Here is a 16,701-nt window from a genome sequence, read left to right as displayed (position 1 = left end):
TCGCGCAGCATGTCACTCCCCGGTATCCGGTGGTGCCTATCAGTCCTCGAAGTTGAGCTTTCCGTCGCTGCTCCCGGTTACCCTTTCAACAATCTCTTCGGCTACGACGCGGAGTTTCTGGTTTCGGTGGCTGGAGGCGGTGGTCAACAGCTGGAACGCCTCGTCGTGTCCACAGCGGTTCTGGGCCATGATCACGCCGCAGGCAAGGTCAATCACTGTTCTGCTGGCCATGGCAGCCTTCAGGTCCGTGTTCAGCTGCTCTGTGGCTTCGATCCGGATAGCAAGGCGCAACGTGCTTCCGGCAACGTCCGCGAAATCGGTTGCCTCCCTGATGACGTCCTCGGTGAACAGTCCCGGCGCCGGCGCGAAGAAGTTCAGAACTGCCTCCGAGGTTTCGCCCAGCATCATAGGCACCCCGAGGGCGCTGTGGACGCCTTCTGCTGCAAGGAGCCGGCTGTACTCGGGCCAGTCGATGTCAGTTTCGACGTCGGCCAGCAGCACCGGGCGCCCCTTGTCCAGGGCTTCCAGGCAGGGACCCTCCTTGAGGGTTTGTTCAATATGGTCCAGGTGCACAGCCTTCTCACTGCTGCCCGCAACGGTGGCTGTGCGTTTGCGCCGGCGAAGTGTCACAGCACAATCGATACGGGCTCCGCTGGCTTGGCTGATGGCAGTTGATGCGAACCGGGTCAGGCCATCGAGGATTGCCTTGATGTCCGCGGAGCCAGCCACCAGCTCGTGGAGCCCGCGGATGTGCTCGGTAGGGTCAAAGGTCTCCATGCGCCTAATGGTAGGCCACTCCAGCCGCGCCTGCTCCCTGCCGCAGCCCCCTATCTCCCTGCTCTGGCCCCCTAATGCTGTTGTGCGCGCAGAGGCTCAGGATGGTGCGTCTCCGGCGGGCAAACATGCTGCGGGAGCGTCGGCGAAGGTGAACCAGTCCGGGAGGGCCGCCGTGTACGCCTCGCGCACCTGGGGATTTTTGGTTGCCGTCCAGTCCACGGTGGCCTTCACCTCAACCTCGTTCTTGTCCCATTCGAACCAGTTGATCATTTTCAGGGCGGGGTAGTCCGTGGGGATGGCCGGATCGAAGAGCTGACCCCACCAGGCCTCTTTAATGGCCAAAGCGTCGGCACCCTCGCCTGATGCGACCGTGAGGGCCGCAGTCTCAGGAATGGCCACGGGTTTGTTCCGGGCGGTCCCGTACTCGGTATAGAAGTCCGGGACGGCGAGATCGTCGCCGCCGGCACCGTTGTAGTTGCCGGTCAGTTGCTGAAGGAATTTGCCCTGTTCGGGAATGACGTTGGCACCCCAAGGGTAGGTATTGCCCCAGTGGTAGAGGGACATGCCCACCCAATCCACTGCATCATCCCCGGGGTAGTAGGGGGCGTAGGGATCGTCAACGCCGGTGACTTCGCCATCTTTGTTGGTGTCCAACGCAGCGAACTCCGGTGTTCCGGCTACGGCTTGATACTTACCGCCGCTAAAGGGGTATCCGCCGCCATAGTTCGGCGCCCACATCATGGCGCTTCCTGCGGCCTTTGCATGAACTGCTGTGGCCACGCGCTGATAGGCGGCCACGTAGGCCGTGGGTTGCTGGCCCCAGGCATACCAGGACCCATTCATCTCGTGGGCGAACCGGACGATCACGGGAACGCCTGCGTTGTTGAATCGGGCCAGCATGGTTGATAACTCGACGGCAACCTCCGGTGTGACGGAAGTCAACCCTTGCTTGGGCTCGAGGGTGAGCAGCATCGTCCCGCCGTTGGCACGGATCTGCTCGAACGCGGCTTCAACGTTCCCTCTATCTGTCCCCGACATGGGAAAGTCGGTGAACGTCACCGTGACAGCGGGCCGTTGCCCAAGGTTCGCCGCGTATTGCTCAAGGGTTTCGTGCTCCCAGTCCAGATTCACGCCGGCCAGAATGCCTTCAGGTGGTGCCGAAGGAAAGGCGGCCCGGCACGTGGGGAGCGGCGAAGTGTTGGAGCCTGGCTGTGGTCCAACGCAAGCGCTCAGGGAACTCCCCAGCAGGGCCGCGCCAGTGACAGCAGCAAAGAATTTACGGGCTCCCCAAATCATGGCTTTCAATGTAGCAGCGCACCTGTAGCATCATCATCATCACCGCATTCCCGCGTAGAGGAGCCGGAAGCCATGTCTGAGATATCCGATGGAACTGCCACCACTACCAGCAAGACATTCAGTCGTGAGACGCGGGTAGCCACTCTCATCGACGCGCCTCCCTCCACGGTGTGGGGGCTGTTGACCGACGCCGGGAATTACCCCACGTGGAATTCCACGGTGGTGTCAGTGGACGGTGAGATTGCCCCGGGATCGAAGATCGCCTTGGTGTCCACGTTGGACCCCAGCCGCACGTTCAAACTCAAAGTCAAGGAATTCCAAGCGCCTGCCAAGCTCGCCTGGGGTGACGCTCTGGGAACCCGGACTTACACCATCACCGAGACCAACGACGGCCGGTCCCGCTTCGAGATGGCGGAGAAGATAGGCGGGCCCGTCTTCCCGCTCTTCGCCAATAAGATTCCGTCCTTCGACGCCAGTTTCACCCGGTTCGCCGCAGACCTGAAAGCGGCTGCCGAAAAAGCTTGAGAATGACGACGGCGGTGCGGGCACCTGCCGGACTCAGGGGACAAACCTGTAGCCCATCCCTGGCTCGGTGATCAGGTGCCGGGGGCTGCCCGGTTCTTTTTCGAGTTTTCGGCGGAGCTGGGCCATGTAGACGCGGAGGTAGTTGGCTTCCTTGGCATAGGCCGGTCCCCAGACTTCCGTGAGGAGTTGCTGCTGGGTGATGAGCTTGTCCGGGTTCCTGATCAGGATGTCCAGGATGTTCCATTCCGTGGGTGTCATCCGGACGTCCTGGCCCGCCTTGGTGATTTGCCTCTTGCCCAGGTCCACTGTGAAGGAGCTGGTCTCAACCCTGGTGATCTCTTCGCTGGGTTCGGTGCTTCGGCGCAACAACGCCCGCAGCCTTGCCAGGAGTTCCTCCAACCCGAAGGGCTTGGTGATGTAGTCGTCGGCGCCTGCGTCCAGGGCTTCCACTTTGTCGTTGGAGCCGTGCCGGGCGGAGAGCACCAGAATCGGTACAGCACTCCATTCACGAACTGCAGCGATGACGGCGTTCCCGTCCATGTCGGGCAGGCCGAGGTCCAGGATCATCACCGCGATGGGCCGTTGGGCGGCGGCGCGAAGAGCGGACTCTCCATCGGTGGCGGTCACCACCGTGTATCCCTGGCCTTTCAAGGTGATGGCGAGCGCCCTGACAATGTGGGGGTCGTCGTCCACGACCAGAATGTTCACTAGGGGCCTTTCGGGGCAGGCAGTGCGGTAACAGAGGGAGCCGCGGGGCGTTGCGGCAGGTCCGGGGCGGGACCTGTGGAGAGGGGGAGCCTGATGAGCATGGTGAGTCCGCCTCCGGGTGTTTCTTCGGCGGTGAGTGTGCCACCCATGGCCTCTGTGAATCCTTGGGCTACGGCAAGGCCCAGGCCCACTCCTGTGGTCGCGGGAACATCGTCCAGCCGTTGGAAGGGCTGGAACATTTTCAGGACGTTGCTGGCCGGGACGCCTTGGCCGTGGTCAATGATGCGCAGTTCGCCGGCGGGCCTGCCGTCCAGGGTTGTGGTGCTGAACCCTCCCGCGGCGCCGGCGATGACCACCTCGGAGTCAGGGGCGTATTTCACGGCATTTTCCACGATGTTCGCGATGACCCGTTCCAGCATGCCGGCGTCGGCGTCCACTTCGGGCATGTTGGGTGGCAGGTCCACCCTGACCCGTCCAGGCGCGATGCCGTGTAGGGCGGCGGGGATCACGTCGTACCAGCGCAGGGGCTTGATGAGGGCGTTGACGGAGTCTGAAGTGATGCGGGACATGTCCAGCAGATTGCCGACCAACCCGTCCAGCCGGTCCGAGCATTCGTCGATGGTTGCCAGCAGTTCCTGCTCTTCGTCCTCGGTGTACTGCACGCCAGGCTGGCGCAGCCCTCCAACAGCGAGCTTGATGCCCGCCAGAGGTGTGCGGAGGTCATGCGAGACGGCCCTGAGGATGGAGGTCCGCATGGTGTTGCTTTCGGCCAGCCGCGTAACTTCCCGGCGGGTGGCGGCGAGCTGGCCACGTTCGAGCAAAGCGGACAGATGCGCGCCGAAGGCTCCGAGGAGCCGACGGTCGCTGGCGGGCAGTATCCGGCCGCTGAGGACCAGCCTGGTGGTGCTGTCCACCTGTTCAATGTTGTCGACGTCGTCCTGGTCACCTTGGGTGCTGCCCGCGGCAGCGACGCGGCGCCATTCCGGCTCTGCTGGGGACGGCCGGAGCTGCCGGTTGTCCGCGGCGGAGGAAACGTACAGTGCCGCGCCGTGGACCTGGAAGACTTCCAGTGCTTGTTCCAGGAGATCCTGCACGGGGTCTTCTGCGGTTGTTGCCCCGCGGGTGAGGTCTGCCAGGGTGGCTGCTTCAGAGCGTGCGCGTGCTGCCTCCTTCGAGCGCCGAGCGGAGAGGTCCACCACCACAGCCACCGCGGAAGAAACTCCGGCGAACACCAGGAGGGCCAGGAGGTTCTGTGGGTCACTGATGGTCAGTGTCCCCATCGGCGGAATGGAGAAGTAGTTCACCAGGACGCTGCTCCAGAGCGCACCCAGAAGGGCGGGCCACAAGCCACCCACCAGGGCAACGGCTACCGAGCCGCTGAGCTGGATCAGCACTGCCGTGGCAATGTTGTGGGTTGGGGCCGCCGCAAGCACCAGCTGCAGCAGCACCGGAACGATCACGGCCATGGCAAAACCGACGGCTACACGCACACGCCCGAGGTCGCGTTTGCGGGTGCGCTCCAGGCCGCGGCCTCCCAGGGGGTGGGAGACCATGTGGACGTCGATGTCGCCGGATCCTCTGACGACGCGGCTTCCCACGCCACCGCTGAGCAGGTTCGCGGGGAATTTGCGGCGTGATACTCCCACCACGATCTGGGTGGCGTTCACACTCCGGGCGAAGTCCAGCAGTGCCTTGGCAGGGTCTTCTCCGGAGACGGTGTGGTAGCTGCCACCGAGGTCCTTGATCAGCGTGCGTTGGGCTTCCAGGTCCTGGGGGGACTCGGCGGCCACACCGTCAGCGGCCCGGACGTGGACGGCCAGGAGGTCACCGCCGTTGACCCTCTTGAGGATCCGGGCGGCTCGCCGGATCAGTACTTCGCCTTCGGCGCCCCCGGTCAGCCCGATGACGATGCGCTCGCGGGCAGGCCAGCTTTCCTCGATCTGGTTCTCTGCCCGGTAGCGCGCCAATCCTTCGTCCACGCGGTCAGCGAGCCAGAGCAGCGCCAATTCCCGCAGTGCTGTCAGGTTGCCCACCCGGAAGTAATTGGACAGGGCAGCGTCGATCTTGTCGGCATCGTAGATCTTGCCATCGCCCAGGCGCTGCCGGAGCAGCTCGGGCGAAATGTCCACCAGATGGATCTGGTCAGCGCGGCGCACGACGTCGTCCGGGACGGTTTCGGCCTGCTTGACGTCGGTGATGGCGCTGACAACATCGCCCAGGGAGGCCAGGTGTTGCACGTTCACCGTGGACAGGACATTGATGCCGGCGTCCAGCAATTCCTCAATGTCCTGCCAGCGCTTCTGGTTCCGGCTCCCGGGAATGTTGGTGTGGGCATACTCGTCCACGACCGCGGTGTGTGGGCGCCGGGCCAGGACCGCGTCCAGGTCCATCTCTTCGAAGGTGCTTCCCCGGTACTCGATGGACCGGGTCGGCACGATCTCCAGCCCCTGGGTGAGCGCTTGGGTATCGGCGCGTCCGTGGTGCATGGCGAAGGCCACCACCACGTCCTCGCCGCGGCCCAGCAGTCTGTGGGCTTCTTCGAGCATTGCGTAAGTTTTGCCGACGCCCGGTGCTGCCCCCAGAAAAATCCTCAGTGTTGCCCGCGCCATGTCCTCATTCTTCCACTCGGGAACCGAAGCTACTCACGGGTTCGCGGCCAGCCGGGCGACGTCCAGATTCAGCAGGGTCACGTTGACCGATGGCTGGCTGAGGAAGGCCTCGAGCCCGCTGCTGGTCTGCTGGTCCACCAAGGTCTGAACGTCGCCGGCTTCGAGTCCGTGGGCTTTGGCAACCCGCTGGACCTGGAGATCCGCGTAGTCCTTTGAAATGTGCGGGTCCAGCCCTGATCCGCTGGCCGTGAGGGCATCAGCCGGAATGTCGGCTGGGTTGGCGCCCTCCGCTGCCGCGATAGCTGCACGGTTGCTGTTCACGGCGTCCAGGAGTTTGGGATCGTTGGGTCCTAGGTTGCTGGCTGAGGACGACGCCGGGTCCCACATGACGGCGGACGGCCGGGCGTGGAACCACTGTGGGCTCTGAGTTCCTGATTCGTCCGCCATGGTCTGGGCTATGAGCGCTGATGCTGCCGGCCGCCCGGCGGAGTCCTTCACGATGGATCCGTTGGCCTGGAACGGCGCAACCAGCTGCCCTGCGCCGAAGACCACCAGGGGGTAGAGCAAACCCAGCACGATGGTTGCCAGCAGCAGGAACCTGACTGCGGTGCCTGCTTGGCGAAGGTATCCGGAAATGGTGTTCATGGGTGGCTCCTAGCCGATGCCTGGGATGAGGGACAAGACCAGGTCAATGAGTTTGATTCCGAGGAACGGGGCAACCAGGCCGCCCAGTCCGTAGAGCAGCAGATTCCGGCCCAGGGCCTGGTTGGCTGACACTGCCCGGTACTTCACGCCCCGCAGTGCCAAGGGGACCAGGACAATGATGATGAGGGCGTTGAAGATCACGGCTGACAGAATCGCCGACGCCGGACTGGCCAGCCCCATGATGTTCAGCAGTCCAAGCCCGGGGAAGGCTGCTGTGAACAGCGCCGGGACAATGGCGAAGTACTTGGCAACATCATTGGCCACAGAGAACGTGGTCAAGGCTCCCCGGGTAATGAGCAGCTGCTTGCCGATCCCCACAATGTTGATCAGTTTGGTGGGGTCCGAGTCGAGGTCCACCATGTTGGCTGCTTCTTTGGCCGCCGGCGTGCCGGAGTTCATGGCCACTCCCACGTCGGCTGCCGCCAGGGCCGGAGCATCGTTGGTGCCGTCTCCGGTCATGGCCACCAGGCGTCCTTCACTTTGCTCCCGGCGGATGACGTCGAGTTTGTCCTCGGGCGTGGCTTCGGCAACGAAGTCGTCGACGCCGGCCTCCGCCGCGATCGCTTTGGCCGTCACCGGGTTGTCGCCGGTGATCATGACCGTTCGGATTCCCATGGCGCGCAGCTCGGCGAAGCGGGCTTTCATGCCCGGCTTGACCACATCGGAAAGGTGAACTGTTCCCAGAACCCGTGCGTCGCCGTCGTGCGCGCTTTCGGCTACCAGCAGCGGGGTGCCGCCTTGGGCGGAAATCTCCTGCACGCGGCGCTGGACTTCAGCCGGGAGGCGACCGCCGGCGTCGGTGACAAAATGCCCGACGGCGGACGCGGCGCCTTTGCGGATGAGGCGGCCGTCCAGGTCCAGCCCGCTCATCCGGGTGCTGGCGGTGAACTCCACAACCGTGATGTCCGAGTAGGCGGTGCGCAGTCCGGCGAGGTCGGGACCGCCGATACCGCGGGCATCGGCGAGCTCCACGATGGAGCGGCCTTCCGGTGTTTCGTCGGCCAGGCTGGAGAGCCGGGCGGCGGCGGTGAGTTCATCGAGCCCGACGTCATTGGCCGGGAAGAAGTTCACGGCACGTCGGTTCCCGTAGGTGATGGTTCCGGTCTTGTCGAGCAGCAGCGTGGTGATATCGCCGGCTGTTTCCACTGCCCGGCCGGATGTTGCCAGCACGTTGTGCTGCACCAGCCGGTCCATTCCCGCGATGCCGATGGCCGGAACCAGCGCGCCAATGGTGGTGGGGATGAGGCAGACCAGCAGCGCAACCAGCACGATGGGAGACGGAGTGGCGTTCGCCAGTGACGCGAAGGGCGCCAGTGACATGGTCACTACCAGGAACACGATGGTCAGTGAGACGAGCAGGACGTGAAGGGCGATCTCGTTGGGGGTCTTTTGCCGGACGGCGCCCTCAACCAGCTTGATCATCCTGTCGATGAACGTCTCTCCGGGCTCGGCGGTGATGCGCACGACGATCCTGTCGGAGAGGACCTTGGTTCCGCCGGTCACCGAAGACCTGTCGCCGCCGGACTCCCTGATGACCGGTGCTGATTCGCCGGTGATGGTGGACTCGTCCACGCTGGCCAGGCCTTCGATGATTTCGCCGTCGGAGGGGATGACGTCCCCGGCTTCGCAGATGACGACGTCGTTGAGCTTCAGGTCAGTGCCGGCCACCACTTTGGTGGTTCCATCGTCCTGGCGCAGCCGTGCCGTGACACCCTGGCGGCTTGCCCGGAGGCTGTCCGCCTGGGCCTTTCCGCGGCCTTCGGCGATGGCTTCGGAGAGTGTTCCGAACAGCACCGTCAGCCACAGCCATGCGGTGACTGCGATGCCGAAAATGTCCGGCTTCACGGCGCTGATCACGGTGCAGGCCGCTGCTCCCACCAGCACGACGAACATGACGGGGGAGTGGACCATTTGCCGGGGATCGAGCTTCTTGAAGGCAACCGGGAGGGCTGCCCGCAGCGAGGCGGCATTGAGCTTGGCCGGTGCCTTGGTGTGGTGCTTGTGTTCCGGTGGAACGGGCGGAGCGTCAACGGGGTGGCCGGGTTTTTCGGACTCCGCGGCCGGGGCCGTGCTGGAGTTGGTCATTTGGTAAGTCCTTCTGCGAGGGGGCCCAGAGCCAGGGCGGGGAAGTAGCTGAGCGCGGTGAGGATCACGGTCACGGCCAGCAGGAGTGAGCCGAACAGCGGGCCGTGGGTTGGTACCGTGCCGGAGGAGACCGGGATTTTCCTTTGCCGTGCCAGGGAACCTGCGAGCGCAAGGACCAAGGCGATGGGAAGGAACCGGCCCAGCAGCATGGCGAGCCCCAACAGGGTGGAGAGGTAGGGGCCGGAGCTGGTGATGCCGCCGAAGGCTGAGCCGTTGTTGTTGGCACCGGAGGTGAAGGCGTAGAGCAGTTCGCTGAACTGGTGCGGTCCTGATGCCGGGGCATTGGCCATCACCTCCGGTAGGAGTGCCGAGACAGCGGCGAGTACCAGCACCAGGGTGGGGGTTACCAGGATGTAGAGGGCTGCGATTTTCATTTCGCGGGGGCTGATCTTCTTGCCCAGGAATTCCGGGGTCCGCCCCACCATCAGCCCTGCGATGAAGACGGCGATGATGGCCAGGACCAGCATGCCGTATAGGCCGGATCCTGTTCCGCCGGGTGCCACTTCGCCGAGCATCATGTTCAGCATCGCGACGCCGCCGGCCAAGGGGGGCAGCGAGTCGTGGGCGACGTTCACCGCTCCGGTGGAGGTCAGGGTTGTGGACGCGGCGAAGATGGAACTGGCCGCCGGACCCAGGCGCTGTTCGAAGCCTTCACCCAGGCCGCCGGCCGCCGCCGTCGCCGTTCCTTGTGCGGAGGAGACGGCCCAAGCCATCAGGCACGTCGAGGTCAACCAGAGTGCGCCCATCACAGCGGCGACGGTGTAGCCCTGGCGCTGGTCTCCCACCATCCGCCCGTACATGTACGGCAGTGCGGAAGGGATGAGGAGGATGAGGAAAACCTGGAACAGGCTGGTGAAGACGCTCGGGTTTTCGAAGGGGTGGGCTGAGTTGGCGTTGAAGTAGCCGCCTCCGTTGGTGCCCAGGACTTTGATGGCTTCCTGTGAGGCCACGGGACCGCCGGGAATGGTCTGCGCGGCGCCGGTGGCGGCGTTCGTGACGTCGGTGGACCAGAAGTTCTGCACGACGCCGCCAATCACCAAGGCGATGGCCGCTACGGTCGCGATGGGCAACAGGATGCGGAACGAAGCGCGGGCGAGGTCCACCCAGAAGTTGCCCAACCGGTCTGTTGTGGTCCTGACGATGCCGCGGATCAGGGCCACGACCACCACGATTCCCACCGCGGCAGAGAGGAAGTTCTGTACGGCGAGCAGGCACATCTGGACGAAGATGCCCACGGTGGCCTCGGGAACGTATGTTTGCCAGTTGGTGTTGGTGACGAACGAGATCGCCGTGTTCATGGCAACCCAAGGGTCCACGCCCGGCAGGGAATTGCTGCCCGGCAGCACGCCTTGGAGACGCTGCAACGCGAAGATCACAAGAATGGAGATCAACGAGAAGAGCAGAACGCTGCGCAGATATACAGACCAGCTCTGTTCAGTCCCGGCGTCCACTCCGGCCAGGCGGTAGAGGACCTTTTCAGGCTTTGAGTGTTTGGTACCTGTGAAGACCCGGGCCATGTACACACCCAAAGGCTTGTGAAGGAGAAGCAGTACCAGAACCAGGACGGCTATCTGGGTGATGAAGGATGCAGTACTGAAGACCACCCGGGGTCACCACTTTTCCGGGTTGAGGAGCACAGCCAGCAGGTACCCTGCAAGGGCCAGGCCAAGGATGAACAGACTGACCCACATGATCGCGTCCGCGTTCATCGCCCACTCACCGGGCCTTCGCCGTCCACCATCTTGCCCAACAGGTGGGCCACCCACATCACGATTCCCATGCTCACCACAAGAATCACCACAACAGCCACGTCGGCCACTGGAACGTCCTTTCATCAGTGCCCCGATTGCGGGGCTGATGACAGTCAACTCCCGCAAAAGTGCTGAAAAGACGTTCCTTACGGTTCCTTAATGCGGACGTGGGAAATCTTGATGCGCTCTTAACGCGGGGGCGTTAAGGATTCGTCAAGATCTGCCCGCTTCCCGCCGATCCATAGCTGATCGGTGCTAGCTTCGGCACGGAAGCCTACCCACTAGGAAGATCGGGCATGACTGAACGCTCCCTCATCCGCCGCAGCCCGCTGCAGTTGGCTGTTGCTGACCAAGGGCAGCGCTTGGTGTCGGGGCTGCTGCATCCGGTCCGTCTGGTGCCTCTGGCTTTCCTGGCGGTGATCATCGTCGGCGCGGGCATGCTGATGCTGCCGATATCGAGGACAGGCGATACCGGCGATATCGTCACCACAGCTTTCTTCACCGCGGTGTCGTCTGTGTGCGTCACCGGTCTTATCACCGTTGACACTGCCACGTACTGGACGCCTTTCGGGCATGGGGTGATCCTGGCACTGATTCAGGTGGGTGGCTTCGGAATCATGTCCCTGGCAACCTTGCTGGCTTTGTTTGTGCGGAAGACCATTGGCCTGCGTGGCCAGCTGGTGGCCCAGTCCGAGACCCACACCCTGAACTTCGGCGACGTGAAGTCCGTCCTTTTCAAGGTCCTCAAGATCATGGCTGTTTTCGAGGCGTGCACGGCGCTCGTCCTGACAGCACGTTTCTGGATCGCTTATGACGACAACCCCGGCACGGCTCTCTGGCATGGGGTCTTCCACGCGGTTTCCGCCTTTAACAACGCCGGCTTCGCCCTGTACAGCGACAACCTCATCGGATTCGCTGAAGACCCCTGGATCATCGTCCCCATCTGTGCCGCCATCGTTGCTGGAGGACTGGGTTTCCCGGTGATCATCCAGCTGTTCAGGACCGGTCTCAAGTTCAAGAACTGGACCGTTCATCTCCGGCTGACCGTCTACGGTTCTTTGTTGCTGCTGGGCGCGGGCATAGTGCTGTTCGCGGCCTTCGAATGGAACCGCCCGGAGACGCTGGGGCCGCTAAGTTTCACCGGCAAATTGTTGGGTTCCCTGGCAGGTGGCGTGTTTCCCAGGACGGCCGGTTTCAACAGCATTGACTACGGCGTAGCCACCCCGGAAACGCTGATGGTCACCAACATTCTGATGTTCATCGGCGGCGGGAGCGCAGGAACGGCCGGCGGCATCAAGATCACCACGTTCCTGGTCCTGGGCTTCGCCATCTGGAACGAGGTTCGCGGACGCGAGCAGGTCACCATCGCGCACCGCTCCATCAGCTCATCCACCCAACGACAGGCGCTCACTGTGGCCTTGCTGGGTGTAGGGGCCGTTGTCCTGGGGACACTGCTGCTCCTCATGGTTACCGACTACAGCCTGGAGAAGGTGCTCTTCGAAACCATCTCCGCGTTCGGCACGGTAGGCCTAAGTACAGGAATCACCTACCACCTGCCGCCCACCGCAGAATGGGTGCTGATGGCCTTGATGTTCACCGGCCGCATCGGCTCCGTCACCGTTGCCTCAGCCATCGCGCTGGCTTCCCGTCCGAGGTTGTTCATGCTCCCCGAGGAACGGCCGATCATCGGTTAGGCACCGGGAATTACGACGGCGTTGCTGCCGCCGGCTTTTGCGTGGGGTCTTCGGCGGGTGTCATCCCAAGGAGGAAGTCCTCGTACCCCGAACGGACTACCCAAGTGAGCACCCTGGGGTGACGCGCTCGCCGCCGGGACAAGCGAGGCTGGATACAGGGCGCACGGCGCGCACTGGGAAGGCATGTTTGAAGAGGGCAGTAAAGAAATTACTCGTGACAGTCTCTGCGATTGGGGCCGTGGTGGCGCTGGGGTTGGCGACCACCAGCGTGGTGAACGTAGTGGCGAGCAACTCCGAGAGCAGCAGGATTGAATCCTATGGTCAGCGGGTGGAGGTGGACGGCAGGAAGATCAACGTCCTGGTGACCGGCAGCGGCATCAAGGACGTCGTCCTGTTACCGGGCTTTGGAACGTCATCGCCTGTGCTGGACTTCGCACCTCTGGTCCGCGATCTTTCCAAGGACCATCGGGTGATTGTGGTGGAGCCCTTGGGCTACGGATTGAGTGATGGCACTGACCGGGACCGGACTACCGAAAACATCGTGCAGGAAGTTCATGGGGCCCTTCAGGCTCTCAACGTCAATCGCTACATCCTGATGGGACACTCCATCGCCGGTCTCTACGGCATCGACTACGCCAACCGTTACCCGGAGGAAGTCAGCGCCTTTGTCGGCATTGACACCTCCGTCCCGGGGCAACCAGGCATGGATACAGAGTTCCCTACAGGCATGATGTCTGTCGCGAAAAACCTTGGCCTGCTCCGGCTGATCACAGCTGTGACCAGCTCCGACGACAACCCCGTTTATACCGAATACGCGCGTGAGCAGATGCAGATGCTCACCAACCGGAATTCGATGTCTCCCACGTACCTGAACGAGATGGCCCACATTTCCTCGAACTTCAAGAACGCCCTGGGCACGGCATTCCCGAAAGATCTGCCGCTGCTGCTGTTTGTTGTTGCGGAGAACAAACAGACCCCGGAGTGGCTTGACCTGCATCGGGGCCAGGCTGCCAGCGTCACTGACGGGACGGTAGTGCCCCTACCGGGCGAACACTACCTCCACCACACGCACGCGGGGGAGATCGCGGATGGGGTTAGGAAGTGGGAGGTGGGGCGGCGGTAGCGTATGCCTTCCTGCCAGCAGCGGGGCGAGCGTACGCTGAGGCCATGGAGTCCGAAGTCAGGACCGTATCTCTGAACACCGGGATCAGTGTGCCTTGTTTCGTGCAAGGGAACCTGGAACAAGCAGCCGACGACGGCGGCGCCCCACTTCTGCTTCTGCACGCTTGGGGCGAGTCCTGGCGGAGTTTTGATCGCCTCATTGCTTCGCTTCCTGAATTTGTGATTCTCGCGCCTGATCTGCGAGGTCATGGTGCGGCCGACAAACCGGCAGACGGCTACTCGCTTTGTGAAGTTGTTGAGGACGTCGTTGCCGTGTTTAAGGCATTCGGAGCCAAACAGGCACATGTCCTGGGGTCATCCAGTGGTGGTTACGTCGCCCAGCAACTCGCTGTCTCTCATCCGGAGCTTGTTGCATCCTTGACGTTGGTAGGCGCGCCGCTGACTCTCCACGGAAGGCCGCCCTTTGCGGCCGAGGTGGAGCAACTGACGGATCCGATCCCAGAGAACTGGGTTCGTGAGTCTTTGGCCTGGTACAGAATGTTGCACACTGTGCCGGCCGCATACATCGAGGACCGGGTACAGGACGGTCTGGCCATGCCAGCCTCGGTTTGGAAGACTTCACTGCGGGGATTCTGCGAGGCCGTTCCTCCGACGGAGACCGGCGAGATTTCCGTCCCGACGCTGATGCTTTGGGGCGCCCACGATCACCTTGTGCCGAGACAGCATCAGGAAACCCTGGTTGGCCGTATTAAGGGCGCACGAGTGCATATCTACGAGGGGACCGGTCATCTGGTGCTTTGGGAGTGTCCGGCGAGAGTCGCCGAGGATTTGAGGAGCTTCCTCGGAGGGCTGTCCAAACGCCCGTAAGTTCGCCGATCGTCTCGACGTAGCGCGATACCGTGGTGCTGCCCCTACCCGGCGAGCACTACCTTCACCACACGCATGCGGGAGCGGCGCCCAAGCCCCTGTCTTACGCGTGAATCCCAGTCGCGGCCTTGGCCGCGACCTGCACGCTCTGCCATCCCCGTCTGGCAGCCGCCACGGTGGTGCCTCGGACAAAGATGCCCTTGTTGAGCAAAATGGCCACCAGTGTCGCATTGACTATGTCTTCGCGAATTTCGGTCAGCCAAGGGCCGCGGATAGTCGGCATTACTGGCACTCGTGCCATCACAGTGAGGTAATGCCCCCCGACGAAAGCAGCGACCAAACAGAAGGCACCCGTGACCACAAGTTTGACGAGATCGTTTTGGTTCGTGCTCACGACGTATGCCGGCGGAGCGATCAAGGCAATGATGAGTCCAATGCGCAACAGAAGGATCTTTTGTGCAAGGCCAGAAGCACGTCTGCGACCCGTTGTAGCTGCCAAGCGCTTATCGCGGATGCCTTGCGCTTTCAACCGCCATTGACGTTGAGTCCCCAGATGCACGTTCACAAGGGCACGTGCAGCAGCTAGCTCCTCTGGATACTCTTTCCTGAGCGCCGTTACCGAAGGATCTGGAACCTCCGACCAGGCGCTCTCCAACCGGCGGTCGATTGCAGCAGTCATATCATCCAAGCTCAAGCGCGCTGCGCCCTCGGCGGCTTCTTCGACTCGGATTGCTGCACCTGATAGGGAAAGCTCTCCAGAAGCTTCCTCCCGGTTCCCGTAGCGCGGCGATCCATCGGATAAATGGTAGTCGTTGCTCATAGATGTCCCTGGCTCGATCGCCAGGTTCCGAAAACTCGAAAGGTGACCATGGCGCGCGCGGCACCCTGCCGCCCAATACATTGTGAGCTACACGACCAATGTGTAGCGCGAATTGACGAATTCGTTACGGCCCCCCTGAGCGTGCCCTACGCGCTTGCCGCCAACGGGACTTCCGGCCATCCATCGCATCGTGCAGTTTGGACCCGCTATGCCGGCAACGTTGTGCTCTAAAAGAGCTACCCGGAGGAGGTGAGTGCATTTGTGGCATCGACACCTCCGTTCCCGGGCAACCGGGCACCGATACGCAGTTCCCCACGGGCCTGATGTCAGCGGCGAAGAACCTTGGCCTGCTCCGGGTGCTCACAGCTATCGGATTCGCGGACGACAACAATCCCGCCCACTCGGACTAGGCAAATGATCAAATGCAGATGCTCACCAACCGGAACTCGATGTCGCCCACGTACCCCAACGAGATTGGAGCATATAGGCTCCAACCTCTAGGGCGCCCTGGAACCAGCTTCCCGAAGAAGCTGCCGCTGCTGCTGTTCTCGGTTGGGGGCAACCGACCTATGTGGTTGGATACACCAAGCCGCGTAGACGGCGCGTGTAGGTTCTCAATGCTCGGGCAGCGTCCCACAAAGGCGCAGTACGAACGGTCCACTTTAGCGCCCCTATAAGTTCCTTGTCGTTGATGCCGTTTGCTTTCATTGCTTCAAGGTTTTGCTTAGCGAAAACGGCCGAACCGTGTTCAGCTCGAAATGATCGGAGGCGCTTAACGTCGATTTCGTCAGGAAGCGTACGGCACCTTCCCAGGGCATCCACAACACGGAGGTTCACCATCGTGCGGATGCACTTCTCGCACGTTCCACAATTGAAAGCACCACCCGGGTTCTTCCAACAGATGCGCAGATGGTCCATTGCTGCATCGTTGTCAGCTATTCTCGCGACCTTTTCCGGGCGCGTAGCGAACTCCCCATGATGCTCGAAAGTAACCACTGATGAACTCCAAAGCGCATCAAGATCCGGGTGTGACCCCCAAGGGAAAAGGTCGTCGACGTGGTAGCTAGCCGGGACAATCACCCGCTCAAGCACATCGCCCAGCAGGAGTCCTACGGTAGCCATTGCTGCGCCGTGGTAGTGGGTGCCCCAGTCGAGAATACCTTCCGACATTTGGCGGATATTAGTCCGCACTTCAATGAGTTCCTTGCCGAGCGACGCGGCCGCGGCTCGCGCTCCAGCCACCGCCTGCGACGCCAAGGCTTCATCCTCAACGTCAATATCAAAACCAGTTACGAATATGAGGTGTGTTATGTCGTCAGATTTCTCAATAGCAGAAAAAAAGGAGTCGGCTCCGCCGCTAAAGAAGCTCCCCACCCCTCTAGACCGTGTGCGGGTCTGCGAAGAAGCATGACCGCCGGCGTCGACGTTCACAAGAGACAGATCGTCGTACCATGAAGCAAGCATCTGCTGGACGCCCACCGCGTTAGTAAGGGCAACAGAGTCGTGGCACCCGTCAAGCCGGAGACCAGCACCGTATTTCATCGCCATCGGGAGAGCGGCAGGAAGCCACGCTCCGCCACTCACTTTGAGGGGAACGTTGGCCGAAACGTCGATTCGCACTGGGTCGTCCCCTAACCCGTGAATTAGGGCCGCCACAGACAACTCGTCGGTAGGCGACAGCG

General features: G+C 62.4%; 14 protein-coding genes. 4 read left to right on the top strand and 10 right to left on the bottom strand.

Features of this window, described 5'->3' with window-relative positions; genetic code table 11:
* Window positions 1-39 precede the first annotated feature (39 nt).
* On the bottom strand, window positions 40-777 hold the full coding sequence (locus PYR64_RS14640; protein WP_018776902.1) for a GAF and ANTAR domain-containing protein: 738 nt from the start codon (window positions 775-777) through the stop codon (window positions 40-42).
* 96 nt (window positions 778-873) lie between these two features.
* Window positions 874-2,073 (bottom strand): glycosyl hydrolase, encoded by a 1,200-nt coding sequence (locus PYR64_RS14635; protein WP_275775946.1) that lies wholly within the window; start codon window positions 2,071-2,073, stop codon window positions 874-876.
* Window positions 2,074-2,145: 72 nt separating this feature from the next.
* On the opposite strand from PYR64_RS14635, the gene PYR64_RS14630 reads away from it, so the two are divergent.
* The gene (locus tag PYR64_RS14630; RefSeq protein ID WP_210077132.1) at window positions 2,146-2,598 is read left to right on the top strand and encodes an SRPBCC domain-containing protein; all 453 of its coding nucleotides are present in this window, start codon (window positions 2,146-2,148) and stop codon (window positions 2,596-2,598) included.
* 33 nt (window positions 2,599-2,631) lie between these two features.
* Here the strand turns inward: PYR64_RS14630 and PYR64_RS14625 are convergent, their stop codons facing one another.
* From PYR64_RS14625 to kdpF, 6 genes are read right to left on the bottom strand one after another with little or no spacing between them, the layout of a single operon-like run.
* Window positions 2,632-3,306 (bottom strand): response regulator, encoded by a 675-nt coding sequence (locus tag PYR64_RS14625; protein ID WP_018776899.1) that lies wholly within the window; start codon window positions 3,304-3,306, stop codon window positions 2,632-2,634.
* Window positions 3,306-5,915, bottom strand: a complete 2,610-nt coding sequence (locus PYR64_RS14620; RefSeq protein ID WP_110503750.1) for an ATP-binding protein — start codon at window positions 5,913-5,915, stop codon at window positions 3,306-3,308. The genes PYR64_RS14625 and PYR64_RS14620 overlap by 1 nt, the downstream gene beginning before the upstream one ends.
* A 33-nt stretch (window positions 5,916-5,948) precedes the next feature.
* Window positions 5,949-6,560 (bottom strand): K(+)-transporting ATPase subunit C, encoded by a 612-nt coding sequence (kdpC, locus tag PYR64_RS14615; protein ID WP_275775942.1) that lies wholly within the window; start codon window positions 6,558-6,560, stop codon window positions 5,949-5,951.
* Window positions 6,561-6,569: 9 nt separating this feature from the next.
* A complete protein-coding gene (gene kdpB / locus PYR64_RS14610; RefSeq protein ID WP_275775940.1) occupies window positions 6,570-8,705 on the bottom strand; it encodes a potassium-transporting ATPase subunit KdpB in 2,136 nt (711 codons plus the stop codon).
* On the bottom strand, window positions 8,702-10,369 hold the full coding sequence (gene kdpA, locus PYR64_RS14605; protein WP_275775938.1) for a potassium-transporting ATPase subunit KdpA: 1,668 nt from the start codon (window positions 10,367-10,369) through the stop codon (window positions 8,702-8,704). The genes kdpB and kdpA overlap by 4 nt, the downstream gene beginning before the upstream one ends.
* 6 nt (window positions 10,370-10,375) lie before the next feature.
* A complete protein-coding gene (gene kdpF / locus PYR64_RS14600; protein WP_110503754.1) occupies window positions 10,376-10,474 on the bottom strand; it encodes a K(+)-transporting ATPase subunit F in 99 nt (32 codons plus the stop codon).
* A gap of 338 nt (window positions 10,475-10,812) precedes the next feature.
* Between kdpF and PYR64_RS14595 the strand changes: the two genes are divergently transcribed.
* The 3 genes from PYR64_RS14595 to PYR64_RS14585 all read left to right on the top strand — a co-directional run bounded on the left by PYR64_RS14595 (window position 10,813) and on the right by PYR64_RS14585 (window position 14,199).
* Window positions 10,813-12,210 carry a potassium transporter TrkG gene (locus PYR64_RS14595; protein ID WP_275775935.1) on the top strand — a complete coding sequence of 466 codons (1,398 nt, stop codon included), beginning with the start codon at window positions 10,813-10,815 and terminating at the stop codon, window positions 12,208-12,210.
* Between the two features lie 214 nt (window positions 12,211-12,424).
* On the top strand, window positions 12,425-13,333 hold the full coding sequence (locus tag PYR64_RS14590; RefSeq protein WP_275775933.1) for an alpha/beta hydrolase: 909 nt from the start codon (window positions 12,425-12,427) through the stop codon (window positions 13,331-13,333).
* 44 nt (window positions 13,334-13,377) lie between these two features.
* Entirely contained in the window at window positions 13,378-14,199 is an 822-nt protein-coding gene (locus tag PYR64_RS14585) for an alpha/beta hydrolase (RefSeq protein ID WP_275775931.1), read from the top strand.
* A 103-nt stretch (window positions 14,200-14,302) separates the two neighbouring features.
* Here PYR64_RS14585 and PYR64_RS14580 read toward each other — a convergent pair whose 3' ends face one another.
* Both PYR64_RS14580 and PYR64_RS14575 read right to left on the bottom strand, forming a co-directional pair.
* The gene (locus tag PYR64_RS14580; RefSeq protein ID WP_275775929.1) at window positions 14,303-15,019 is read right to left on the bottom strand and encodes a hypothetical protein; all 717 of its coding nucleotides are present in this window, start codon (window positions 15,017-15,019) and stop codon (window positions 14,303-14,305) included.
* A 567-nt stretch (window positions 15,020-15,586) separates the two neighbouring features.
* A complete protein-coding gene (locus tag PYR64_RS14575; protein ID WP_275775927.1) occupies window positions 15,587-16,639 on the bottom strand; it encodes a hypothetical protein in 1,053 nt (350 codons plus the stop codon).
* Window positions 16,640-16,701: the final 62 nt, after the last annotated feature.

The sequence above is a fragment of the Paenarthrobacter sp. Y-19 genome (genome assembly GCF_029223985.1).
GTDB lineage: Bacteria > Actinomycetota > Actinomycetes > Actinomycetales > Micrococcaceae > Arthrobacter > Arthrobacter nicotinovorans.
This window is presented reverse-complemented; position numbering and strand designations above follow the sequence as displayed.

Bases quoted from the DNA above. Each gene is read 5' to 3' on its own strand.
- PYR64_RS14595 (WP_275775935.1), top strand. From the start codon at position 10,813: ATGACTGAACGCTCCCTCATCCGCCGCAGCCCGCTGCAGTTGGCTGTT.
- kdpB (WP_275775940.1), bottom strand. From the start codon at position 8,705: ATGACCAACTCCAGCACGGCCCCGGCCGCGGAGTCCGAAAAACCCGGC.
- PYR64_RS14640 (WP_018776902.1), bottom strand. From the start codon at position 777: ATGGAGACCTTTGACCCTACCGAGCACATCCGCGGGCTCCACGAGCTG.
- PYR64_RS14580 (WP_275775929.1), bottom strand. From the start codon at position 15,019: ATGAGCAACGACTACCATTTATCCGATGGATCGCCGCGCTACGGGAAC.
- PYR64_RS14635 (WP_275775946.1), bottom strand. From the start codon at position 2,073: ATGATTTGGGGAGCCCGTAAATTCTTTGCTGCTGTCACTGGCGCGGCC.
- PYR64_RS14620 (WP_110503750.1), bottom strand. From the start codon at position 5,915: ATGGCGCGGGCAACACTGAGGATTTTTCTGGGGGCAGCACCGGGCGTC.
- PYR64_RS14585 (WP_275775931.1), top strand. From the start codon at position 13,378: ATGGAGTCCGAAGTCAGGACCGTATCTCTGAACACCGGGATCAGTGTG.
- kdpF (WP_110503754.1), bottom strand. From the start codon at position 10,474: ATGAACGCGGACGCGATCATGTGGGTCAGTCTGTTCATCCTTGGCCTG.
- kdpC (WP_275775942.1), bottom strand. From the start codon at position 6,560: ATGAACACCATTTCCGGATACCTTCGCCAAGCAGGCACCGCAGTCAGG.
- PYR64_RS14630 (WP_210077132.1), top strand. From the start codon at position 2,146: ATGTCTGAGATATCCGATGGAACTGCCACCACTACCAGCAAGACATTC.